Raw genomic sequence first — 23,944 nt, forward strand, 5'->3', positions numbered from 1 at the left:
ATGAACCGTTCCTCCTCGCCCTCGTCCAAGGCCGCGCCGTCGAAGAAGCCGGTGCATGTCCCCAACCCCGGGGTGGCCGAGGCCCGGACGGCGTTCGTCCGCGACGGCGCGCCCCTGCCCGACGTCATGGCGAAGATGCCGATGTTCGCCCCCGTCACCGGCCCGCGCCTGACGCCCGAGGAGGCTCCCGGCGCCCCCACCGACTGGAAGCCCCACCGCCCCGAACGCGCCGCTGACCGCAAGGGCGGGCGCTTCCGCCTCGTCACCGACTACACCCCCGCCGGCGACCAGCCCGCCGCCATCGCCGAGCTCGTCGCCCAGGCCGAGGCCGGCGACCGCGATCAGGTGCTGCTCGGCGTCACCGGCTCGGGCAAGACCTTCACCATGGCCAAGGTCATCGAGCAGACCCAGCGCCCGGCCCTGATCCTGGCCCCCAACAAGACCCTCGCCGCCCAGCTGTATTCCGAGTTCAAGGGCTTCTTCCCCGACAACGCGGTCGAGTATTTCGTCAGCTACTACGACTACTACCAGCCCGAGGCCTACGTCCCGCGCACCGACACCTACATCGAGAAGGACAGCTCGATTAACGAGCAGATCGACCGCATGCGCCACTCGGCGACGCGGGCGATCCTGGAGCGCGACGACGTCATCGTCGTGGCCTCGGTCAGCTGCATCTACGGCATCGGCTCGGTCGAGACCTATACGGCCATGACCTTCGACCTGAAGGTCGGCGCCACGATCGACGAGGCCAAGCTCCGCGCCGACCTGATCGCGCTGCAGTACAAGAGGAACGACGCCGCCTTCGAACGCGGCATGTTCAGGAAGCGCGGCGACACGATCGAGATCTTCCCCGTCCACCTGGAGGACCGCGCCTGGCGCGTCAGCCTGTTCGGCGACGAGATCGAGGCCATCGCCGAGTTCGACCCCCTGACCGGCAAGAAGACCGCCGATCTGGACGACGTCACCGTCTACGCCGCCAGCCACTACGTCACGCCTCGCCCGACGCTCAACCAGGCCATCCACGGCATCAAGGCCGAGCTGAAGGAGACGCTCGACTGGATGGTCGAGAACGGCAAGCTGCTGGAGGCCCAGCGCCTCGAACAGCGCACCCGCTTCGACATCGAGATGATGGAGGCGACCGGCTCCTGCGCCGGCATCGAGAACTATTCCCGCTGGCTGACCGGCCGCGCGCCGGGCGAGCCCCCGCCCACCTTCTTCGAATACATCCCCGACAATGCGCTCCTGTTCGTCGACGAGAGCCACGTCACCATCGGCCAGATCGGCGGCATGTACCGGGGCGACTACCGCCGCAAGTCCACCCTGGCCGAATACGGCTTCCGCCTGCCCAGCTGCATCGACAACCGCCCGCTGAAGTTCGACGAGTGGGACGCCATGCGCCCCCAGACGGTCCACGTCTCGGCCACCCCCGGCCCGTGGGAGATGGAGCGCGCCGGCGGCGTCTTCGTCGAACAGGTCATCCGCCCCACCGGCCTGATCGACCCGCCGGTCGAAATCAGACCGGTGTCGGGGCAAACGCGGAATCAGGTCGACGACGTCATCGACGAGGTGAAGGCCACCGCCCGCGCCGGCTACCGCTCGCTCGTCACCACCCTGACCAAGAAGATGGCCGAGGACCTGACGGAGTACATGCACGAACAGGGCGTGCGCGTCCGCTACATGCACTCCGACGTCGACACGCTCGAGCGGATCGAGATCCTGCGCGACCTGCGGCTCGGCGCCTTCGACGTCCTGATCGGCATCAACCTGCTGCGCGAGGGCCTGGACATTCCGGAGTGCGGCTTCGTCGGCATCCTCGATGCGGACAAGGAGGGCTTCCTGCGCTCCGAGACCAGCCTGATCCAGACCATCGGCCGCGCGGCCCGCAACGTCGACGGCCGCGTCATCCTCTATGCCGACCGCATGACCGGCTCGATGGAGCGCGCCATCGCCGAGACCAGCCGCCGTCGCGAACGCCAGATGGCCTACAACGCCGAGCACGGCATCACGCCCGAGAGCGTCAAGCGCGAGATCAAGGACATCCTCGACAGCCCCTATGAGAGCCGCGCGCTGGACAAGCTGACGGCGCCGGGCGTGAAGGAGCAGGCCAAGCCCTTCACCGGCTCCAACTTCCAGGCCGCGCTCAAGGACCTGGAGAGCCGCATGCGCGAGGCGGCCTCCAACCTGGAGTTCGAGGAAGCCGCCCGCCTGCGCGACGAGATCAAGCGCATGAAGCTCATGGACCTGGAGTTCGCCAACGAGGTCCTGACCGCCGAAGGCGAGGCGGTCGACACCGCCGCGCCCAAGCGCTGGCGGGCGGAGGCCAATGCGGAGAAGGCGGAGCGGTTCAGGAAGGGAAAGCTGTAGAGGTGCTATACAAGCCAAGACGTCCGCCCTCGGGCATTGGCATGCACAAAGAGCGGCACTAGTGTGTGCTGGCTGATGGCGACATCGGATCGCACAAGCAGCCAAAAAGCAGTTCCGAAGCCTTCGGGCCAAGGACAACCGCGAGGCCCTCTTTTGAGGGGCTTGCGAGGCTCAAGGGTAGAGGCATGGTGTAAACCACCAAAAGTGCCTTTGCTCAGCCTTAGCTTGGCAAGTCCCCATCCCTTCGAGGGATGGGGATCAAGCTAGATGAGCGAGCGAACTATAAGTTCGGCGGCCAGTTTTGCGCCAGTTCCTTCTGCAACAACTCGCGCAAAATCTCCAGCTTTTCGGAGCCAAGCCATTGCCCCCGCTTCATCACCTTTCTGTAGTTTTTCCGCAGCAAGAGTCACGGCCTCCGCAGAAGAGGCTTCGTCTGGATTTGACGCCTTTTGCTTCATCGTTGCGGCAAGCGCTTCAAGCGCTGACGTTTCTGCACCATTGTTGCCGGTATGGCTTACAGTGACTGTCGAGCTATCTATTTTCACATCTCGGCCCACGACCCCCGCCGTCCCGACTTTGATTTCCGTTGATGACATATCGATTTCTCCTGTAAAAATTACAGAGCGATCTGAATCTCGCCCAAGTTCTTCTGAGATGTAACTGATCAAGGCACGCTTTACTGCTGGACGAGGATTTAGAACGTCAATCCTCGACAGCAATCCGTCATACTTTCCAGGGTTAAATTCATCCCTTATACGAAGAGCAGATTCCGCATCATCAATTTCAAATATGTTGTCTATTTTGTTGTTTAACCTAGCCCGCCTTTTGAGCGCCTGAGCCAAAAACATTTGCAAATTATCAGACTCTGCTGAAAGCGGTGCCGGGGAAATTTCTTTGGACGACATCGCATCCAAAACGACTGATATGGCCTCGGTCTCGGCATGAAGGCGAGAGAGGTGTAGGCGCAAAAGCCGAGCCTTGCTCCAATATTCGTCTTTAAAGTAGTGCTCGATAATCCAGCAATCAGCTTTGGTTGATTTCAACTGCTCAACCCAAAAACTGACGTCCAGCATCGGTAGATGCCCTAGATTTAACTTCTTATTATGTCTTCCCGACCCCAACTGTCGGCCCGTATGGTCAATGATGACGCTTGGCCTACCGGGCCTTACTAACGGCTCACGGAGCCTATCACCTCTGCGATGAACTGTAGTTAAATCTTGAAATCGACTGGATAATGCAGAACCTAGATCCGACATTGGTGAGGCTTTTGCTGTTCCCACCCGAATCTTAAACCCCATCAGCCCGGAAATCAGATCCGGCAGGTTTGCGGGTGGGTTGGTAGTGCCGACAAGCGATACATTAAAGCCGAGTTCTAATTTCCCGACAGCCAAGCCATCAGCAAACAGGCGGCGGTAGGCGACACGAACCTTTGCTGCGTAGGGCCCTAGGAAGACGTAACGAGGCAAACTGCCGTCAAACTTGATGCCGGTTCTGGCATCACAAATCGTAGCCTCACCGAGCCAGCCGTTAACGCCTCCAGATGGGCGTCGTCGAATAGCGCCAAACCCGCGGACAAACTCATCCTCCCGTGGTGCCGGCCAGCCTGGCCGCACAAGCCGGCCGCTGTCGGCAACGAACGGTCTCAAGTCAACAATCGGGAACTGGATCGCTATCAGCACTTCACGCAATCACTCGCACGTTATGGGCCCACCAGACTAAGCGCCCCAAAATCTTTTGTCGCTACCGGCTGCTGGACCATCTCGCTCCTCAAGTCCTGCCGCTGGCGTAACGGCTGACTAACCAACACACCGCCATGCTGCCCGCATGGCTGAAGACGACGCCCTTTGGAGCACTCTCGGCTTCGCCGAGGACGCCGCCGTCTTCGCCAGCGCTTCGCAGAACGTCCGCGTCCTGTCCGAAGGCTGGATAGCGATGCACGGCTTCTGCCCTTCCTGCGGCGCGGAGCCTCTGGCCGCCTTCAAGGCCAACGCCCCCGTGGCGGACTTCCACTGCTCCGTCTGCGCCGAGGAATATGAGCTCAAGGCCCAGCGCGGGCCGATCAAGCGGCGCATCATGGACGGCGCCTATGGCGCGATGACCGCGAGGCTGAAGGCGCGGAACAACCCCAGCCTGATGGTCATGAGCTACGATCCGGGCCGCGCCCGCGTCACCGACCTGATCGTCGTGCCCCGGCACTTCTTCACCACCGACCTGATCGAACCGCGAAAGCCGCTCGGTCCGAACGCCCGCCGCGCCGGATGGCAGGGATGCAACATCCTGATCGGCGACGTGCCCCTGTCCGGGCGCATCCCCCTGATCACCGGCGGCGCGGTCACGCCGCGCGCCGAGGTCGTGGACCGCTGGCGCTCCACCCTGTTCCTGAAGGACGCCAGCCTGAACGCGCGCGGCTGGCTGCTGGCCGTCATGCGGGCGGTGGAGGCGGCCACGGACTTTGGGGGCCGCCCGGAGTTCACCCTCGACGACGTCTACGCCCACGAAGCCTCCCTCTCGGCCCTCTACCCCGGCAACCGCAACGTCCGCCCCAAGATCAGGCAGCAGCTCCAGGTCCTCCGCGACCGAGGCTGGCTGGCCTTCAACGGACGGGGGACGTATCGGCGGACCTGACTTGCCTTTCGTCATTCCGGGCGCCGGGAGCGAAGCGACCAGAGACCCGGAACAAGGCGGCGCGCGGGAGCGCGAAGCTGTCACGCACACCTCTCGCGGACCCATCGCCTCCGCTTCGCTCCGGCGCCGCCCGGTTCCGGGTCTGCGGCGCGGCGCGCCTCCGCCCGGAATGACGAAAGGGGCATCCCTCTCCCGGTGAGAGAGGGAGCCGTGCTCAATCATCCAAACTCACCCGGATTTCCTCAACCCTTTCAACGCCCCTCCGCGCTGAAACCCAAAACACCGAACGCCGCTCCCGCCTCGCTTACACTCGGGGGTTTCGCCGACGCCGCGGGGGCGCGGTCGAGGGAGGGGATGATGTCGGACTTTCACAACGCCGCCCGCTGGACCGACGACGAGGACGACGACGACTGGGCCGATGAGGGAGCGGGGCGGTGGGCGCGGGCGGTGGATGGGGCGCACGGGCTGAACTTCGGGCGCGCGCGCGGGCGTAAGGTCCGGGACTGGGACACCTGGCAGGCGGTGCGGCGGGCGTGGGAGGCGGGGGAGACGGCCGCCAGCGTGGCGCGGCGGTTCGATGTGGGGCTGGCCAATCTGTGGCGGCGGCGGGCCTCGGAAGGGTGGGAGCGGGGGCGCGGGCCGGATCCGGCGCCCGAACCGCCCGAGGGCTGGGACCGGTGGGCGGACACGCGCCACGAGCGGTTCCTGCAAGAGTTGGCCGAGCAGAGGGAGGTGGCGCTGGCGCTGCTGGCCGGGATGCGGGGGGAGACGGGCGGGGAGATGCCGCTGTGGCACATCGGCTTCTTCTATGCCTGGCGGGCGCGCGAAATGGGGGCCGAGGTCGCCGCCGCCGATCGGGAGCGGTGCAAGGACGCGAAGTGGGCGCAGGCCGTGTGGGACGCCGAGGGGCGCATGCGGGGACAGGCGCAGATCGATCACAGCCTGATGCGGCTCTATCGCGCCGAGTGGCGACGGGCGGTCGAGTTGCCGGACGGGGTGGCGGAGGCGTGGCCCTGATCCTCCTTCGCCGAGGCTTCGGAGTATGGGCGGCTATTGCAGCCGCCAGACGCCGCTGAGGTTGCGCCATTCGCTGGGGCCGATCAGGCGCTGGTGGGCGTAGCGGACGCTGTGCAGCGGGCCGTCGAGGGTGCGGCGCCAGAAATCGAGGAACTTTTCCAGCTCCGGGAAGTGGGGCGCGAGATCATAGGCCTGCCAGACATAGGTCTGGAGCAGGCTTGGCGTGTCGGGCATGCGGTAGGTGATCTCGGCCGTGGTCAGGCCATAGCCCCGCAGTTGCAGGTCGATCTCTCTGTGGTCGGCGGCGTGGCCCATGCGGGCGGTCCTCTCTCTGGTCCTGCGTGCCGGCGCCCCCGCCCCGCCGTTCGCTCCTCGGAGATGGAGCCCCGGCGCGAGAGGCGACGCCGACGAAGACGATGCTGCCGCAGGAATCGTGACGGATCAATGAACAAAAGCGTTGGGAATCAGCGGGTTGTCAGCGTTGCCGTGAGAGTGCTGCCAGAGGGCGTCGCCCCGGTTCCCTGCGGCCGTCCGAGCCCCTAGATTGGCGCCATGCCCGCAGACAGCGCCCCCGCCACCTCCGCAGCCAGCCAAGGCAAGGCCCCGCCCCAAGGGTTCGGCCGGGGCTTCGTGCTGGACACCTGGTATTTCGCGGCGCTGGCCCGCGACGTGGCGCCGGGGTCGATGAAGCGGCACGAGCTGCTGGGCGAGCCGGTGCTGATCGGGCGGACGAAGGCGGGGCGGTTGTTCGCCATGCGCGACATCTGTCCCCACCGGGCCGCGCCGCTGTCGGCCGGGCGGATCGTCGACAAGGGGGATGGGGCGGAGACGGTAGAGTGCCCCTATCACGGCTGGCGCTTTCGCACCGACGGAGTGTGCGCCGCCATTCCGTCTCTGGTGGACGATCAGGCCTTCGAAGCCGAGCGCATCCGGGTGCGGTCCTATCCCGTCGCCGAGAGCCAGGGGATGGTGTTCGTCTTCCTGCGCTCGGACCCGCGCTCGGACGCCGAGCCGGATCATCCACCCCCGACGTTCCCCGGCGTGGTGGGGGGCGAGGCCAAGCTGGTCGAATGGATGGACTTCGACAGCCACATCGATCACGCCGTCGTCGGCCTGATGGATCCGGCGCACGGGCCCTATGTGCATCAGCAGTGGTGGTGGCGCTCGGAGCATTCGATGCACGAGAAGGCCAAGCGGTTCGAGCCGCGCGAGCTGGGATTCGCCATGGTGCGGCATGCGCCGTCGTCGAACAGCCGGGCGTATAAAATCCTGGGCGGGGCGCCGGCGACGGAGATCACCTTCCGCCTGCCGGGCTATCGTTGGGAGCACATCCAGGTGGGGGAACGTCAGGTGCTGGCGCTGACCTGCCTGACGGCGGTGACGGAGACGAAGACGCGGATCACCCAGATCTTCTGGTCCGACCACTGGGTGTTCGGTCTCGCCCGGCCCTTCCTGCGGATGGGCGTGGTCGCCTTCCTGAAGCAGGACGGCGGCATGGTGAACCTGCAGAACGAGGGGCTGCGCTACGACCCGGCCCTGATCTGGATCGACGACGCCGACACCCAGGCCAAGTGGTACCAGCAGCTGAAGCGCGAATGGACGAAAAGCCGGGCCGAGGGCCGCGGCTTCGTCAATCCGGTCAAGGCTGCGACGTTGCGGTGGAAGAGCTAGGGGCTACTTCGCCCGGGCGCCGGCCAGCAGGGCGTCGACCTGGCGGCCGACGTGATCGGCCAGCTGATCGACCGTCCAGCAGTCGTAGGCGGCGCGGCGATAGTTGGACAGATAGGCGTCCCAGGTCAGCTCGGTCAGCAGCGGCACGTCGGCGTCCTGCTTGAGCTGGCCCGAGGCCACGCCGTCGCGCAGGATGCCGGCGATGACGTCGGTGAGGGCCTTGGTCGCCGCGCGCTGGCGCGTCTCGGCGGCGACCGGCTGGAACCAGGAGCGGGCCACGATGGCCTGGAACAGGGGCAGCTGGTCGATCGAGCCGTGATAGCCGGCGGACAGGGCGTTCACCAGGCGGTCGCGGGTGGCGCCGTCGCCCGCGCCGTTCTGCATGGTCTCGGCCAGGCCGGCCATGTCCTCGGTCAGGACGGCTTCGAACAGCTCGGCCTTGTCCTGGAAGTTGGCGAAGACGGCCCCGGTCGACATGCCCGCGCCCTTGGCGATGTCGCGGATGGTGGCGGGCTCATAGCCCCGCTCGGCGAACAGATCGCGGGCGGCGTCGAGCACCTTCTGCCGGGTGCGGACCTTGGCGGCCTGGCGGCGGTTCAGCCGGGGCTCGGCCGAGGCGGAGGAAGAAACGGAAGAGGCGGTCGGCGCGGACTCACGCATGAACACGGATACTCTTTTAACTGTCGCCATGCGGAGGGGGGAGCACATGGCCGGTGAACGGGCTGGAGCGGGCCGGGAAGACCGGCGGCGGTCGGATGGCAGACGCGCACGAACGGCCCCCGCAAGGCGCCGCCCCGGAGGAGCCGCTGCTTTCATCAGCAAAGCATGACCAAAATGGGTCGGGAACAGAGTTAAGTCGGCATCCGCGACCGTAGGGCGCGGGTCGGCCGGTCGCGGCGGTCCTCGGGCGCGGCGGCCTGGAACACCTCGCGGAACCTGTCGCGGCGTTCGTGGATGGAGGCCAGCACCAGCCCCATCGGCACGCCCAGATCGACCAGGGTGTTCTCCGCCAACTGCAGGCTGGCCTCGGTGGTCTCGGGCACGGCGTCGGTGACGCCGAGCGCATAGAGGCGGGCGGCGTGACGGTCGTCTCGAGCGCGGGCGATGATGGGCAGGTCCTGGCGCAGGGCGCGGGCGGCGAGCACCACCTCATCGACCTTTCCGGGCGCATCCATGGTGACCACCAGAGCGCGGACCTCATCGATGCCGCAGAGCTTCAGGAGCTCCTGGCGGCTGGCGTCGCCGTAGGAGACGTCGAAGCCCTCGCGCCGGGCCGCCGCCACAGTGGAGACGTCGCTGTCCACCGCAATGAACCTCTGGCCGTGTTCGGTCAGCATCTCGGCGACCAGATGCCCGACGCGGCCGAAGCCGACGATCAACACGTCGCCGGACTGGGGCGCGGGGTCGGTCGGCACGGGGACCGGCTCGGCCGGAGCCGCCTTCAGCAGCCGCTCGGCGATCATGGCCATCAGGGGGACGGTGAAGATGCTGATGGTGGCCGACACCAGCACGCCCTGTGTGAAGCCAGGGTCGGCGATGCCCTCCACCAGGCCGGTGTTCAGGATGACGAAGGCGAATTCGCCGGCTGGCCCCAGCAGCAGCGCCGTCTCGATGGCGGCGCGCAGGGGCACGCCCCAGAGCCGCGCCAGGCCGAAGATCAGGCCGGCCTTGATCGCCGTCAGCATCAGGGCCACGCCAAATACGCCCAGCGGATTGGCCGCCACGGCGTCGAGGTCGAGCCCGAGCCCCACGCCGACGAAGAAGACGCCGAGCAGCAGGCCCTTGAAGGGTTCGATGTTGACCTCGATCTCGCGACGATACTCGGTCTCGGCGAGCAGCAGACCGGCGATCAGGGCGCCGAGGCTCATGGACAGGCCGGCGGCCTCGGCCGCCACGCCGGCGCCGACCACGATCAGCAAACACAGGGCGACGAACAGTTCCTGCTGGCCGCCGCCGCCCTTGGCCCGGCTCTTGGCGACGGAGCGGAACAGGGGCCTGAGGCCCAACCGTCCCACGACGACCAGCAGGGCGATGCCGAGCGCAGCGGGCGCGAGCGTCAGCAGCGCCCGACCGATCGCCGGGGCGTTCATCTCGGTTCCACCGGCGGCGATGGCGGCGAGCACCGTCACGCTGACCAGAATGGGCGCGACCGCCAGGTCCTGAGCCAACAGGGTGGCGAAGGTGGCCCGGCCCGCCGCCCCCTTCATCCGCCCTCGCTCGGCCATGACCGGCAGGACGACGGCGGTTGACGACAGGGACAGGCCCAGCCCCAGCACGGCGGCGCTGGCCAGCGGCTGGCCCATCAGCATGAAGACGGCTGCCAGCGCCGCTGAGCACAGGGCGATCTGGCTCATGCCCAGGCCGAACACGAGGCGCCGCATAGCCCGCAGGCGGTCCCACGACAGTTCCAGTCCGATCATGAACAGCAGGAAGGCGACCCCCAGTTCCGACAGCTGGGCCAACTGTTCCGCGTCGGAGATGGTCAGGACTGACAGCCAGGGCAGGACATCGGAAAACCGGCCCAGCCCGTCGGGGCCCAGCAGCACCCCGGCCGCCAGAAATCCCAGCACGGGGCTGATCTTCCAACGGCTGAACAGGGGCACGACCACGCCCGCCGCCGCCAGGAAGACGACGAGGTCCTTGTATTCGCCGCCCCCGCCGTGGGCCCCCGCCATGTCGTCTCCCGATGAATGGATCGTGCGGCATGGTCGCCGTCGCCGGGGGCGTCGCGCAAGGGCCTTGGCCGCGAAATCGTCCGGCGCTGGAGGAAGCCGACGCGGTTCGCTAAGAACAGCGTCATGATGCGCGCCCTGAACCACCTGTTCGTCGACCATCCCCGAGAAGTCGGCGAGACCTATCTGCACCATGCGGCGGCCGCATCGCGGTTCGGGTTCAAGCTGGCGCGCCTGTCGGCCTGCGCCTTTACCCATGCGGTCCTGCCAGGCCTGCACAAGACGACGGTGTCCAGCGAGATCAAGCGCATGGCGGACGACCTCGGCTACCGGGCGGAGGTCGCGCGCGACACGCGAATGAAGGACGCCGGGGCCTGGGACCCCGGCCTGTAGGAGCCGCCGCCTTTGACGACCCAGCCCCAGGCCCTCGCGGGCGTTCGCGTGCTCGACCTGTCCCGCGTGCTGGCAGGCCCTTGGGCGACGCAGATTCTGGCCGATCTGGGCGCCGAGGTGATCAAGATCGAACGGCCCGGCGTCGGCGACGACACGCGCCAGTGGGGACCGCCCTTCACCACGAGGAGCGACGGCTCGCGCGGCGATGCCGCCTACTTCCTGTGCGCCAACCGGGGCAAGAAGTCCGTCGAACTGGACATCGCCACGCCGGGGGGCGCCGAGGCGATCCGCCGACTGGCCGCGACATCCGACGTGCTGGTCGAGAACTTCAAGGTCGGCGGGCTGAAGAAGTACGGCCTGGACTACGCCAGCCTGGCCGAGATCAATCCGCGCCTCGTCTACTGCTCCATCACCGGCTTCGGCCAGACCGGGCCGCGCGCCGAGCAGGCCGGCTACGACTACATGATCCAGGCCATGGGCGGGCTGATGTCCATCACCGGCCAGCCGGACGGGGCGCCGGGGGCCGAGCCGATGAAGGTGGGGGTGGCGGTGGTCGATCTGGGGACGGGCCTCTATGCGTCGAACGCGATTCTCGCCGCCCTGCTGCACGCGCGGGCGACGGGTCAGGGCCAGCACATCGACATCGCCCTGTTCGACGTCCAGGCCGCCATGCTGGCCAATCAGGCGACGAACTGGTTCGTCTCGGGTGTGTCGCCGACTCGCATGGGCAACGCCCATCCGAACCTGGTCCCCTATCAGCCCTTCCCGACCTCGGACGGCAGCGTCGTGATAGCCGTGGGCAACGACGGCCAGTTCCGGACGCTCTGCGGGGTTCTGGAAGCGGCCGATCTGGCGGCGGACGCCCGCTATGCGACCAACGCCGGGCGCATCGAGCACAGGTCGGGACTGGTCGCATCGCTGTCGGAGATCACAACGGCGTGGACGATGGCAGGGCTCATGGAGGCGCTGGAAGCCGCCGGCGTGCCCTGCGGGCCGATCAACTCCGTCGCCCAGGTCTTCGCCGAGCCTCAGGCCGAAGCGCGGGGGCTGGAGGTGGAACTGGCGCGGCCCGACCTGCCACACGCTGTCCGGACGGTGGCCAGTCCGATGCGTCTGTCGGCGACCCCGGTTCGATACGATCGGGCCCCGCCCGCGCTGGGCGCCGATACTCGAGAGGTGCTCGACGGCCTTTCCGAGGCCATCGCGCCGCAGGGCTGAAACATCGACCGCCGTCTCCGCGCCGCATTACTTCGGCGTAATGGCGGTGTCTCACATTTGAGCCGGAGCGACAGACGCGCTATGAGGCCGCGCCGGTCATCCGGCGATGACTTGGCCCTCCCCGGCCTCTCACGACAGGACTTCCCGTGGCCCGCACGACATCGACCCGCCTCGTCCATCGCGCGCCGCTGGCGGCCGGGCTGCTCGGCCTCGTGTTGCTGACAGCCGCCTGCGGCGGCGGCGAAGGCAAGGAGGGCGACGGCGAGGCCCAGGCCGCGGTCGGCCAGGCGGTGACGGTCCAGACCGTGGGCCTGACCAGTCTGCCGCGCATCATCACCGCGTCGGGCAGCGTCACGCCCTGGGAAGAGGTGCCGGTGGGCGCCGAAACCGGGGGCCTGGTGGCCACGGCCGTCTATGTCGACGAAGGCTCCTATGTCCGGCAAGGCCAGCCCCTCGTTCAGCTGAACGACGCCCTTCTGCGCGCCCAGCTGCGCCAGCAACAGGCGCAGGTCCAGACCGCCGAGGCCAACCTGGCGCGCGACGACGCCGCGCTGGCGCGTTCGCAGGAACTGAAGGAGCGGGGCTTCCTCTCGCAGGCGTCGCTGGACACCGCCCTCGCCAACCAGCGCGCCTCGGCCGCCAACCTCGCCGCCGCGCGCGCGGCGCTGGCCGAGACCCAGACGCGCGTCAACCAGGCGACCATCCGGGCACCCGTTTCGGGCCTGATTTCGAGCCGCAGCGTGACGCGCGGCCAGATCGTCCAGGCGGGTTCGGAGCTGTTCCGCATGGTCCGCGACGGCCGGCTGGAGCTCGACGCCCAGATCCCCGAGGCCGAGCTGCGGCTGGTGCGGCCGGGCATGGGCGCGACCATCGTCTCGGACCAGGCGGGCCAGACCGGCGGCACGGTCCGGATCGTCACCCCCCAGGTCGATCCGCAGAGCCGGCTGGGCGTCGCCCGCATCGCCCTGACCAGCGGCTCGAACCTGCGGCCCGGCATGTTCGCCCGGGCCGAGATCGACGCGGGCGCCCAGCCCTCGCTCACCGTGCCATCGGCCGCGGTCGTGTTCCGCGAGAACCGGCCGGGCGTCTATGTCCTGGGCCAGAACTCCACCGTCCGCTTCCAGCCGATCACCGAAGCCGGTCGCGCGCAAGGCGCGGTCGCCGTCTCTGCCGGTCTTCAGGCGGGCCAGCGCGTGGTGGTCGAAGGCGCGGGCTTCCTCGGCGAAGGCGATCAGGTCCGGGTGGTCCAGCCGACGGCGCGGCCCGCTGCGGCCACGGCCGCTCCCACCGCCGCACCGGCGCGCTGAGCCATGAACTTCAACAACATCTCCTCCTGGTCGATCCGGAACCCGATTCCGATCGTCCTGCTGTTCATCGTGCTGACGGTCGCCGGGATCATCAGCTACGGCCGCCTGCCGGTGAACAACTTCCCCAACGTTGATCTGCCCGTCGTCGCGGTCACGGTGGTGCAGTCCGGGGCCGCCCCCACCGAACTGGAGACCCAGGTCACCCGTCTGATCGAGGATTCGGTCGCGGGCCTCGGCGAGGTCGACGACATCAACTCGGTGGTGAACGATTCGGTCTCGACCACCTCGATCACCTTCAATCTGGGCGTCGATCTGGAGAAGGCGACCAACGATGTGCGCAACGCCGTCGCCGGCGTGCGCCAGGACCTGCCCGCCGACGTGCAGGAGCCGATCGTCCAGCGCATCGAGTTCACCCAGTTCCCGATCGTGACCTATGTGGTCCGCGCGCCGGGCATGAACCCGGAAGAGCTCAGCTGGTTCGTCGACAACACCATCGCCAAGCGCATGCTGTCGATCCAGGGCGTCAGCCAGGTCAGCCGCGACGGCGGCGTCAACCGCGAGATCCGCGTCAAGCTGGACCCCGTGAAGCTGGCCGCCCAGGGCGTCAGCGCGGCGGATGTGTCCAACCAGCTGCGCGCCGCCAACATCAACCTGCCGGGCGGACGCGGCGAGATCGGCGGTAACGAGCAGGCCATCCGCACCCTCGGCTCCGCGCCGTCGGTCGAGGCTCTGGCCGAGACCCTGATCCCCGTGGCCGGCCGCACCGTGCGGCTGGGCGACCTGGGCGAAGTCACCGACGAGTGGTCCGAGCCGCGCGGCCGGGCCCGCTTCAACGGCGAGGAGGTCGTGGCCTTCTCGATCAGCCGCTCGCAGGGCTCGTCCGAACTGGACGTCTATGAGCGCACCATGGAAGAGGTCGAAAAGCTCGACGAAGAGCTGCCGGGTGTCACCATCGAGGAGGTGACCAACACCACCCAGGACGTGATCAACAACTTCCACGCTTCGGTGGAGGCGCTGCTGCTGGGCGCGGGCCTGGCGGTCTTGGTGGTGCTGGTGTTCCTGAGGGACTGGCGCGCGACCTTCATCGCGGCGGTGGCCATGCCGCTGTCGCTGATCCCGACCTTCCTGGTCATGGACCTGACGGGCCAGTCGCTGAACGTCGTCACGCTGCTGGCGCTGTCGCTGACCATCGGCATCCTGGTCGACGACGCCATCGTCGAGATCGAGAACATCGTCCGGCACATCCGCGACGGAAAGGCCCCCTATCCGGCCGCCATCGAGGCGGCGGACGAGATCGGCCTGGCGGTCATCGCCACCACCGCGACCCTGATCGCCGTGTTCGCGCCGACCGGCTTCATGCCGGGCGTGGTGGGCCAGTTCTTCAAGAGCTTCGCCATCGCCGCCTGCGTCAGCGTCTTCTTCTCGCTGGTGGTGGCGCGCACGCTCACGCCGCTGATGGGCGCCTATATGCTCAAGGCCAACCAGGGCAAGGAGCACGCCGATCCGGCCTGGATGCGCTGGTATCTGGTCGCTCTGCGCTGGGGCATGGGTCACTCGGCGTCTGAAGATTTGAAGCGCGACCGCGAGCGCAAGACGGGCGGCTTCTTTCGCCGTCACTTCGTCTGGCGCGGCCTGGATCACCGCATGTGGGTGATGGGGCTGGGCCTGCTGTTCTTCATCTTCTCGTTGTTCCTGGCCTCGCGCCTGCCGTTCGAGTTCATTCCGGTGGAGGACGTGTCGCGGTCCAACGTGACGGTCCAGCTGCCGCCCGGCGCGACGCTGGCCGAGACCGATGCGGCCGTTCAGCGGGTGACCGACGCGCTCACGGCCCGCGAGGAGGTCCGCTCGGTCTATGCCTCGATCGGCTCGGCCACGACCAGCTTCGGCCCAGGCGGCGGCGGATCGGCGGGCGAGGTGCGGCGCGCCTCCATCACGGTGAACCTCGTCAAGAAGAGCGAGCGCTCGATCCGCCAGCAGGCCTTCGAACAGGAGATGGGGCCGATCCTGCGCCAGATCCCCGGCGCGCGCGTCCAGTTCGGCCAGGACGGCGGGGGCGGCGGCCAGGTCTCCATCTCGCTGGTCGGTGACGACGGTGAGGTGCTGGAGGACGCGGCCGCGGCGGTCGAGCGCGAGATGCGTTCCATCCCCGGCCTGTCCAACGTCATCTCCTCGGCGGCGCTGGTGCGGCCCGAGATCCTGATCACGCCCAAGGCCGACATCGGCGCGCTGCAGGGCGTGTCGGCGTCCGACATTTCTTCGGTGGCGCGAGTGGCGACGCTGGGCGACGCCGACCAGCTGCTGCCCAAGTTCAACCTGGGCGACCGTCAGGTGCCGATCCGGGTCATGCTGACGGAGCAATCGCGAAGCGACCTCGGCCTGATCGAGAACCTGCAGGTGCCGACGGCCTCGGGCGCGACCGTGCCGCTGTCGTCGGTCGCCGACATCAGCTTCGGCGCAGGTCCGAACCAGCTCGACCGTCTGGACCGGCGGCGTGTAGCCACCCTGACGGCGGAGCTGAACGGCATCACGCTGGGCCAGGCGTCGGAGCGGGTGAACCAGCTGCCGTCGATGCAGAACCTGCCGGACGGCGTCAGCCAGGCGGTGTCGGGCGAGCTGGAGAACCTTCAGGAGACCGCGTCGGGCTTCATCTTCGCCATCACGACGGGCATCCTGCTGATGTACATCGTGCTGGTCCTGCTGTTCAAAAGCTTCTTCCACCCGATCACCATCCTGGCGGCGCTTCCGGTGTCCTTCGGCGGGGCGTTCTTCCTGCTCTTGGTGACCGGCAAGGCGCTGTCGATGCCGGCGCTGATCGGCATCATCATGCTGACCGGGATCGCGGCCAAGAACTCCATCCTGCTGGTCGACTACGCGATCATCGCCATGCAGCGCGGCATGAACAAATATGACGCCATCATGGACGCCGCCCACAAGCGCGCCCGGCCGATCATCATGACGACGCTCGCCATGGGTCTGGGCATGCTGCCGATCGCGGCTGCGTTCGGCGAGGGCACCGAGTTCCGCTCGCCCATGGCCATCGCCGTGATCGGCGGGCTGATCACCTCGACCCTGCTGTCGCTGCTGTTCATCCCGGCGGCCTTCAGTCTCATCGACGGGGTCAAGACACGGCTGGAACGGGTGCTGGAGCGTCGCTTCGGCCACCAGCACGGGGAGGTAAAGCCGGCGGAGTAGTGCAAGAGCGACTGTCTCGCCATTTTCATGTGACACTGTTATCGCGGAGCTGTTGACCGACTTTTGGAGGGCGCGGTGCACAGGCCTGTCTACGTCCAGTTCGGTGCCGGCTGGAGCGCGCCTGAGGGTTGGCTGAGCTTCGATTCCTCACCCACCGTGTGGCTCGAAAGGCTTCCGCTGGTAGGGCGGTTCATTCGGGTGAACAGTCGACGGTTTCCCGCCGACGTTCGGTTCGGCGACATCCTCCGGGGCCTACCTGTGCCCGATGGGACGGTGAGGGCCGTCTACGCCAGCCATGTCCTGGAGCACCTGAGTCGGGACGATGTCGAGATCGCCCTTCGCAACACCTTCAAGCTTCTGGAGCCCGGCGGGGTCTTCCGCCTGATTGTTCCGGACCTGAACGCACGCGCGATCCGCTATCTGGAAGCGTCGCGAGCGGGGCGGGCCGATGCCGCCGACGCCTTCATGACCGAAACCATGCTGGGTCGGCGCAGTCGGCCGCGCGGTCCGGCAGGCTTCATCCGCGCCGCGCTGGGCAACAGCGATCACCTGTGGATGTACGACGAGGCCGCGATGTCCGAGCTGCTGCGGAACGCGGGGTTCACGGACATCCGCAGATGTGATCTGGGCGATGCCGAGGAATCGGCGTTCCAGCGGATCGAACTGGCCGATCGCTTCAGGGACGAACGGATCGGCTGTCGTGAGGTCGCCATGGAGGCGCGAAAGCCGGTCTGACCCTCGCGAAAGCGGTTTTTGCGGCTTTTGGCCCCCTTTCGGTCATGACCCATAAGGAAACAGGGCCTATATGAGCCTCGCCGGCCTCACGCGGATGTGACCGCGATTGAACCCCGAGGCCGATGTCGGGACGACGAGATACGATGGCGGACGATGCCGGTCGGCTGAACCAGGTCTTTGCCGAGACCAGCTTTCTCTATGGCTCCAACGCCGCCTATATCGAGGAGATGCACGAGCGCTGGGCGGCGGACCCCGCCAGCGTGCCCGCCGAATGGCGCGGTTTCTTCGACCAGCTGAGAGACTCGGCCGAGGCGGTGAAGGCCTCTTCCGCCGCCGCCGGCTGGGGTCGTTCCTCGACGACCGAGCCGAGTGAAACCACCGCCGTGTTCGACGGCCGCTGGCCCGCTCCGAAGGCGGATCCCAAGGCCAAGGCGCCGAGCGCGGCTCCGGCTCAATCGTCCCCCGCGTCCGCCGGCGTGTCGGCGGAGGAAGTCCGCGCCGCGGCGCACGATTCGATCCGCGCCCTGATGCTGATCCGCAGCTACCGCGTGCGCGGCCACCTGGCGGCGACGCTGGATCCGCTCGGCATCGAGCAGCCGGGCTCCAACCCGGAGCTGACGCCGGAGTTCTACGGCTTCACCGAGGCCGACTTGGACCGGCCGATCTATTTGGACGGGGTGCTGGGTCTGCAGACGGGCACGCTGCGCGAGGTGCTGGCGATCCTCAAGCGCACCTACTGCGGCAACATCGGCATCCAGTTCATGCACATTGCCGAGCCGGAGGAGAAATCCTGGCTCCAGCAGCGGTTCGAGGGTCCGGACGCCTTCGAGAGGAACGGCTTCACCAAGGAAGGCAAGATCGCCATCCTGAACAAGCTGATCGAGGCCGAGGGCTTCGAGCGCTTCCTGCACAAGCGCTTCCCCGGCACCAAGCGGTTCGGCCTGGACGGCGCCGAGGCCATGGTCCCGGCCATGGAGCAGATCATCAAGCGCGGCGGGGCGCTGGGCGTCGACGAGATGGTGTTCGGCATGGCCCACCGCGGCCGCCTGAACATGCTCGCCGCCGTCATGGGCAAGCCCTACAAGGCCATCTTCCACGAGTTCCAGGGCGGCTCGACCGTGCCGTCGGACATCGAGGGCTCGGGCGACGTCAAATATCACATGGGCGCCAGCTCAGACCGGGCGTTCGACGGCAACAAGGTCCACCTTTCGCTGACCGCCAACCCGTCGCACCTGGAAATCGTCAATCCGGTCGTGCTGGGCAAGGCGCGCGCCAAGCAGGCCTTCGACATCCGCGAGGCCAACGCCGGCCTGCCGGAAAGCCAGTGGGCGCTGGACCGCTCCAAGGTCATGCCGGTCCTGATTCACGGCGACGCCGCCTTCGCCGGCCAGGGCGTGGTGGCCGAGTGCTTCGCCCTGATGGGGCTGAAGGGCTACCGCACCGGCGGCACCATGCACTTCGTGGTGAACAACCAGATCGGCTTCACCACCTCGCCGCGGAACAGCCGTTCGACCCCCTATCCGTCGGACGTGGCCCTGATGGTCCAGGCACCGATCTTCCACGTGAACGGCGACGACCCCGAAGCGGTCGTCTTCGCCGCCAAGGTGGCCACCGAGTTCCGCCAGAAGTTCAAGAAGGACGTGGTGGTGGACATGTTCTGCTACCGTCGCTTCGGCCACAACGAAGGCGATGACCCGACCTTCACCCAGCCGATCATGTATTCGAAGATCCGCTCGCTGCCGTCGACGCGGGAGATCTACGCCAAGCGCCTGGTCGAAGAGGGCGTCCTGACGCAAGCCGACGTCGACGCCGAGGTCGCCCGCTTCGAGGCCTTCCTCGACGCCGAGTTTGAGGCCGGCAAGAGCTTCAGGGCCGAGAAGGCCGACTGGCTGGACGGCCAGTGGAAGGGCGTGGGCCTGCCCGACGGCGACGAGCGCCGGGGCGACACAGCCGTGCCCGAGGCCAAGCTGCGCGACCTGGGCCACCGCCTGACGACCATCCCCAACAGCGTCGACATCCACAAGACGCTGAAGCGGGTCATCGAAGGCCGCCGCGAGATGATCGACAGCGGTGCGAACATCGACTGGGCCACGGCCGAGAGCCTGGCCTTTGCCTCCCTGCTGACCGAGGGCTTCCCGGTCCGGCTGTCGGGCCAGGATTCGGTGCGCGGCACCTTCTCCCAGCGCCACTCGGGCATCGTCGACCAGACGACCGAGGAGCGCTACGTCCCGCTGAACAACCTCGGCGCCGACCAGCAGCAGTTCGAGGTGATCGACTCAGCCCTGTCGGAAGAGGCGGTTCTGGGCTTCGAATACGGCTACGCCCTGTCGGACCCGAACACGCTCGTCATGTGGGAAGCCCAGTTCGGCGACTTCGTGAACGGCGCCCAGGTCGTCATCGACCAGTTCATCTCATCCGGCGAACGCAAGTGGCTGCGGATGTGCGGCCTCGTGATGCTGCTGCCGCACGGCTACGAGGGTCAGGGGCCCGAGCACTCCTCCGCGCGGCTTGAGCGATTCCTGCAGCAGTGCGCCGAAGACAATATGCAGGTCGCCAACTGCACCACCCCGGCCAACTACTTCCACATCCTGCGTCGCCAGATGCACCGGCCGTTCCGCAAGCCCCTGGTGCTGATGACGCCGAAGTCGCTGCTGCGGCACAAGAAGGCGGTCTCGACCCTGAAGGACATGGCGGAGGGTTCGTCCTTCCACCGCGTGTTGCATGACGACGCCCAGACGCGGCCGGAGGTCTCAGGCATTTCGATCAAGGCGGACAAGGACATCCGCCGCGTCATCCTGTGCTCGGGCAAGGTCTATTACGACCTGCTGGACGCGCGCGAGAAGAAGGCGATCGACGACGTCTACATCCTGCGGCTGGAGCAGTTCTATCCCTGGCCGATGAAGTCGCTGCTGACCGAGCTGGCCCGCTTCCCCAACGCCGAGCTGGTCTGGTGCCAGGAAGAGCCCAAGAACATGGGCGGCTGGACCTTCGTCGATCCGTGGCTGGAGCTGACGCTCGAGAAGCTGGACGTGAAGTCCAAGCGCGCCCGCTATGTCGGCAGGCCCGCCTCCGCGTCCACCGCCGCCGGATTGATGAGCCGCCACCTCAAGGAGCTGGAAGCCTTCACGACCGAGGCTTTCGCCTGACTGTCGGGCGGGATGTCTCCCGCCCGACGCCAAACCTGACTATATGACCGCCTGACCTGAACGACCGGAACTCCCCCATGGCCGACATCCTGACCCCCACGCTCGGAGAATCCGTCTCTGAGGCGACCATCGCCAAGTGGTCCAAGAAGGTCGGTGATCCCGTCAAGAAGGACGAGATCCTGGTCGAACTGGAGACCGACAAGGTCTCGCTGGAAGTCGTGTCCCCCGCCGACGGCTCGCTGGCCGAGATCAAGTTCGGCGAAGGCGACACCGTGACGCCCGGCGCCGTGCTGGGCTCCGTGACCGAAGGCGCGATCGCCGCCGAGGCCAAGCCCGAGCCCATCCCGGCCGCTGCCGCGCCGTCTGCCAACACCGGCTCGGCCGCCTTCAAAGCACCGGCGGGCGACGCCGTCCTGTCGCCGGCGGTCCAGCGCGTGGTGACCGAGAACAACCTCGACCCCGCCGCCATCACGCCCACGGGTCCGAAAGGCAACATCACCAAGGGCGACGCGCTGGCCGCCATCGGCGCGGCCGCTCCCGCTCCGGCGGCCGCCCCGGCCCCGGTGGCCGCCGCCGCCTCGGCCCCGCGCGCGGACCATCCGCGCGAGGAGCGGGTGAAGATGACGCGCCTGCGCCAGACCATCGCGCGCCGCCTCAAGGAATCCCAGAACACCGCCGCCCAGCTGACCACCTTCAACGAGGTGGACATGACGGCGATCATGGCGCTGCGGAACCAGTACAAGGACGCCTTCGAGAAGGCCCACGGCGTGAAGCTGGGCTTCATGTCCTTCTTCACCAAGGCGGTGGTCCACGCCCTGAAGGAGATCCCCGCCGTCAACGCCGAGATCGACGGCACGGACATCATCTACAAGAACCACTACGACATCGGGGTGGCGGTCGGCACCGACAAGGGCCTGGTCGTGCCGGTTCTGCGCGACGCCGACCAGCTGACCCTGGCGGGCATCGAGAAGGGCATCGGCGAGCTGGGCAAGGCGGCGCGCGACGGCACGCTGAGCCTCGACCAGCTCCAGGGCGGCACCTTCACCATCACCAACGGCGGCACCTACGGCTCGCTGATGTCCACGCCGATCCTGAACGCGCCCCAGTCAGGCATCCTGGGCATGCACAACATCGTCCAGCGGCCGATGGCGGTGAACGGCCAGGTCGAGATCCGGCCGATGATGTACGTGGCGCTGAGCTACGACCACCGCCTGGTCGACGGGAAGGAAGCCGTGACCTTCCTGGTGCGGGTCAAGCAGCTGCTGGAAGACCCGGCGCGGGCGCTGCTGGATCTGTAAGGCGTGTCAGGGGGCGGGCCGTCCGATCAACTCGAGGTCGCTCGCTTCGCTACGCTGCCGGAAGGCGAATTGGCGGTTTCGTTCCTCCGCCAGCACAGCATCGACGCGCGGTTGCCGGACCGCGATACGGCGACTGTAAACCCTGACCTTCTGTTCGCCTTGGGCGGCGTTCGCGTCTCCGCGCCCGACTTCCAGATTGGAGACGCTCGCCGCCTGATCGCCCGCATGAGGGCGGGAGAGTTCTCCGGCGGCGACCTCGAGACGGACGAATGGATGCAGGACGCCACACCCGGAAAGGTCGGCGAACTGGACGAAGCCGAGATCAGCGGCGTCATGGGCTTGGCCAAGCGGGCGGGGGTGGTCGTCATCCTCCTTTTCGTAATCGTCTTCCCCTTGGCGAGCTGCGTTCTGTCTGTGCTCGGCTAGGTTCGGACGGGACGCGCACCCGGCCGCATTGGCGCTCTGCCTGAGGCCATGCTAACCGCGCCGCACAATGACGACGCCCCCCATCGAACGCATCCGCAACTTTTCGGTCGTGGCCCACATCGACCACGGCAAGTCGACCCTGTCCGACCGCCTGATCCAGGTCACCGGAGGGCTGAGCGCGCGCGAAATGTCAGCGCAAGTGCTTGATAACATGGAGATCGAGAAGGAGCGGGGGATCACCATCAAGGCGCAGACGGTGCGCCTGCACTACAAGGCCAAGGACGGGCTCGACTACGTCCTGAACCTGATGGACACGCCGGGGCATGTGGACTTCGCCTATGAGGTCTCGCGCAGTCTGGCGGCTTGCGAGGGCTCGCTGCTGGTGGTGGACGCGTCTCAAGGGGTCGAGGCGCAGACGCTGGCGAACGTCTATCAGGCCATCGACAACAACCACGAGATCGTGCCGGTCCTGAACAAGATCGACCTGCCGGCGGCGGAGCCCGACCGGGTGCGCCAGCAGATCGAGGACGTCATCGGGCTGGACGCAAGTGACGCCGTGATGTGCTCGGCCAAGTCCGGCATCGGCATTGAGGATGTGCTGGAGGCCATCGTCACCCGGCTGCCGGCGCCGAAGGGCGATCCGGACGCGCCGCTGAAGGCCATGCTGGTCGACGCCTGGTACGACCCCTACCTGGGCGTCGTTCTGCTGGTGCGGGTGTTCGACGGCACGCTGAAGGCCGGGCAGAGGGTCAAGATGATGCAGGCCGGCTCGACCCATCTGGTCGACCGCGTCGGCGTGTTCCTGCCCAAGAACACGCCGGTCGAAAGCCTCGGCCCCGGCGAGGTCGGCTTCATCACCGCCCAGATCAAGGAGGTCGCCAACGCCGCCGTCGGCGACACCATCACCGACGAGAAGCGCCCCACGGCCGAGCCGCTGAAGGGCTTCAAGGAAGTCCAGTCGGTGGTCTTCTGCGGCCTGTTCCCGGTCGACGCCGCCGACTTCGAGGACCTGCGCGCCGCCATCGGCAAGCTGCGCCTGAACGACGCCTCCTTCACCTATGAGATGGAGAGCTCGGCCGCCCTGGGCTTCGGCTTCCGCTGCGGCTTCCTCGGCCTGCTGCATCTGGAGATCATCCAGGAGCGCCTGAGCCGCGAGTTCAACCTGGACCTGATCGCGACGGCGCCGTCGGTGGTCTACAAGATCACCAAGCGCGACGGCACCGAGATCGACCTGCACAACCCGGCCGACCTGCCCGACGTGATGCAGATCGAGACCATCAGCGAGCCGTGGATCAAGGCCACCATCCTGACGCCCGACGAATATCTGGGCGGGGTCATCAAGCTGTGTCAGGACCGGCGCGGCACCCAGCTCGAGCTGTCCTACGTCGGCGCTCGCGCGCTCGTGGTCTATGAGCTGCCGCTGAACGAGGTCGTCTTCGACTTCTACGACCGGCTGAAGTCGATCTCGAAGGGCTATGCCAGCTTCGATTACGAGCTGACCGACTACAAGGTCGGCGACCTGGTCAAGATGTCGATCCTGGTCAACGCCGAGCCGGTCGACGCCCTGTCCATGCTGGTCCACCGGGCGCGGGCCGAGACGCGCGGCCGGGGCATGGTCGAGAAGATGAAGGAGCTGATCCCGCCCCACATGTTCGTCATCCCGATCCAGGCCGCCATCGGCGGCAAGATCATCGCCCGCGAGACCGTGCGCGCGCTGCGGAAGGACGTTACGTCCAAGTGCTACGGCGGCGACGCCACTCGCAAGAAGAAGCTCTTGGAAAAGCAGAAGGCCGGCAAGAAGCGCATGCGCCAGTTCGGCAAGGTCGAGATCCCGCAGGAGGCCTTCATCGCCGCCCTGAAGATGGACGAGGATTGAAGGC

At 67.3% G+C, this 23,944-nt stretch carries 17 protein-coding genes; 13 read left to right on the forward strand and 4 right to left on the reverse strand.

Annotation, left to right across the window (positions count from 1 at the left end):
* Complete coding sequence (uvrB, locus tag Q333_RS0115640) at positions 1–2,364, forward strand: excinuclease ABC subunit UvrB (protein ID WP_029418188.1); 2,364 nt, start codon at positions 1–3, stop codon at positions 2,362–2,364.
* Between the two features lie 263 nt (positions 2,365–2,627).
* Here uvrB and Q333_RS17700 read toward each other — a convergent pair whose 3' ends face one another.
* Positions 2,628–4,052, reverse strand: a complete 1,425-nt coding sequence (locus Q333_RS17700; protein ID WP_157072486.1) for a hypothetical protein — start codon at positions 4,050–4,052, stop codon at positions 2,628–2,630.
* 136 nt (positions 4,053–4,188) lie between these two features.
* Here Q333_RS17700 and Q333_RS0115645 point away from each other — a divergent pair, with 136 nt between their 5' ends.
* Together Q333_RS0115645 and Q333_RS0115650 are read left to right on the forward strand one after the other, a co-directional pair.
* Entirely contained in the window at positions 4,189–4,989 is an 801-nt protein-coding gene (locus Q333_RS0115645) for a DpnI domain-containing protein (RefSeq protein WP_029418189.1), read from the forward strand.
* Between the two features lie 357 nt (positions 4,990–5,346).
* On the forward strand, positions 5,347–6,006 hold the full coding sequence (locus Q333_RS0115650; protein ID WP_157072487.1) for a hypothetical protein: 660 nt from the start codon (positions 5,347–5,349) through the stop codon (positions 6,004–6,006).
* A gap of 33 nt (positions 6,007–6,039) precedes the next feature.
* On the opposite strand, the gene Q333_RS0115655 is transcribed toward Q333_RS0115650, so the two are convergent.
* On the reverse strand, positions 6,040–6,321 hold the full coding sequence (locus Q333_RS0115655) for an usg protein (RefSeq protein WP_029418191.1): 282 nt from the start codon (positions 6,319–6,321) through the stop codon (positions 6,040–6,042).
* A gap of 237 nt (positions 6,322–6,558) precedes the next feature.
* Here Q333_RS0115655 and Q333_RS0115660 point away from each other — a divergent pair, with 237 nt between their 5' ends.
* Entirely contained in the window at positions 6,559–7,677 is a 1,119-nt protein-coding gene (locus Q333_RS0115660) for an aromatic ring-hydroxylating oxygenase subunit alpha (RefSeq protein WP_029418192.1), read from the forward strand.
* A 3-nt stretch (positions 7,678–7,680) separates the two neighbouring features.
* Here the strand turns inward: Q333_RS0115660 and Q333_RS0115665 are convergent, their stop codons facing one another.
* Together Q333_RS0115665 and Q333_RS0115670 are read right to left on the reverse strand one after the other, a co-directional pair.
* Positions 7,681–8,337 (reverse strand): TetR/AcrR family transcriptional regulator, encoded by a 657-nt coding sequence (locus Q333_RS0115665; RefSeq protein WP_029418193.1) that lies wholly within the window; start codon positions 8,335–8,337, stop codon positions 7,681–7,683.
* A 191-nt stretch (positions 8,338–8,528) separates the two neighbouring features.
* Positions 8,529–10,352 (reverse strand): cation:proton antiporter domain-containing protein, encoded by a 1,824-nt coding sequence (locus tag Q333_RS0115670; protein WP_029418194.1) that lies wholly within the window; start codon positions 10,350–10,352, stop codon positions 8,529–8,531.
* A 123-nt stretch (positions 10,353–10,475) separates the two neighbouring features.
* Here Q333_RS0115670 and Q333_RS0115675 point away from each other — a divergent pair, with 123 nt between their 5' ends.
* From Q333_RS0115675 to lepA, 9 genes are all read left to right on the forward strand, one after another.
* Positions 10,476–10,742, forward strand: a complete 267-nt coding sequence (locus tag Q333_RS0115675; RefSeq protein ID WP_029418195.1) for a DUF6356 family protein — start codon at positions 10,476–10,478, stop codon at positions 10,740–10,742.
* 12 nt (positions 10,743–10,754) lie between these two features.
* A complete protein-coding gene (locus tag Q333_RS0115680) occupies positions 10,755–11,960 on the forward strand; it encodes a CaiB/BaiF CoA transferase family protein (protein ID WP_029418196.1) in 1,206 nt (401 codons plus the stop codon).
* 146 nt (positions 11,961–12,106) lie between these two features.
* Complete coding sequence (locus tag Q333_RS0115685) at positions 12,107–13,267, forward strand: efflux RND transporter periplasmic adaptor subunit (RefSeq protein WP_029418197.1); 1,161 nt, start codon at positions 12,107–12,109, stop codon at positions 13,265–13,267.
* Positions 13,268–13,270: 3 nt separating this feature from the next.
* Positions 13,271–16,459 (forward strand): efflux RND transporter permease subunit, encoded by a 3,189-nt coding sequence (locus tag Q333_RS0115690; protein ID WP_029418198.1) that lies wholly within the window; start codon positions 13,271–13,273, stop codon positions 16,457–16,459.
* A 75-nt stretch (positions 16,460–16,534) separates the two neighbouring features.
* Positions 16,535–17,194, forward strand: a complete 660-nt coding sequence (locus Q333_RS17155) for a class I SAM-dependent methyltransferase (RefSeq protein ID WP_162175594.1) — start codon at positions 16,535–16,537, stop codon at positions 17,192–17,194.
* A 143-nt stretch (positions 17,195–17,337) separates the two neighbouring features.
* Positions 17,338–20,340, forward strand: coding sequence for a 2-oxoglutarate dehydrogenase E1 component (locus tag Q333_RS0115700; protein ID WP_029418200.1), 3,003 nt, complete (start codon positions 17,338–17,340; stop codon positions 20,338–20,340).
* Between the two features lie 77 nt (positions 20,341–20,417).
* Positions 20,418–21,638, forward strand: a complete 1,221-nt coding sequence (gene odhB, locus Q333_RS0115705) for a 2-oxoglutarate dehydrogenase complex dihydrolipoyllysine-residue succinyltransferase (protein ID WP_029418201.1) — start codon at positions 20,418–20,420, stop codon at positions 21,636–21,638.
* Between the two features lie 69 nt (positions 21,639–21,707).
* Positions 21,708–22,064 carry a hypothetical protein gene (locus Q333_RS0115710; RefSeq protein ID WP_157072488.1) on the forward strand — a complete coding sequence of 119 codons (357 nt, stop codon included), beginning with the start codon at positions 21,708–21,710 and terminating at the stop codon, positions 22,062–22,064.
* 67 nt (positions 22,065–22,131) lie between these two features.
* Positions 22,132–23,940: a translation elongation factor 4 gene (gene lepA, locus Q333_RS0115715; RefSeq protein ID WP_029418203.1), complete on the forward strand. Its 1,809-nt coding sequence runs from the start codon at positions 22,132–22,134 to the stop codon at positions 23,938–23,940.
* Positions 23,941–23,944: the final 4 nt, after the last annotated feature.

The sequence above is a fragment of the Brevundimonas bacteroides DSM 4726 genome (genome assembly GCF_000701445.1).
Lineage (GTDB): Bacteria > Pseudomonadota > Alphaproteobacteria > Caulobacterales > Caulobacteraceae > Brevundimonas > Brevundimonas bacteroides.